This window comes from Paenibacillus popilliae ATCC 14706, assembly GCF_000315235.1.
Classification (GTDB): domain Bacteria; phylum Bacillota; class Bacilli; order Paenibacillales; family Paenibacillaceae; genus Paenibacillus_B; species Paenibacillus_B popilliae.
The window spans coordinates 1-275 of the sequence record NZ_BALG01000102.1 but is presented as its reverse complement, the minus strand read 5'-3'; the positions used below and the strand labels follow the sequence as shown (position 1 = coordinate 275).

The following is a 275-nucleotide window of genomic DNA, read 5'->3' as shown; positions in this document are numbered from 1 at the left end:
GGATTCGTATATGTGGCTATACCGCACGGGGCGAGGTGAACCCTCCGTGGTGTTGTACGACTACCAGCGCACGAGAGGCGGGGAGCATCCGCGGGACTTTTTGGAGGGGTTCAAGGGCTACTTGCATGTGGATGGTTATCCCGGATACCACAAGGTCAAAGAGGTGACGCTGGTGGGCTGCTGGGCGCATGCACGGCGCAAATACGATGAGGCACTGAAGGCAGCGCCAGAGGCCAGAACGAATCCGCACAGCGTGGCGGCGCAAGGCCTTGCCT

Annotated in this window: 1 protein-coding gene; it reads left to right on the top strand. The window is 60.7% G+C overall.

What is annotated here, in order from left to right; all coding sequences use genetic code 11:
- Positions 1-275 (top strand): IS66 family transposase (locus tag PPOP_RS09040; protein ID WP_042228106.1); only part of this gene is annotated, 275 nt, incomplete at both ends.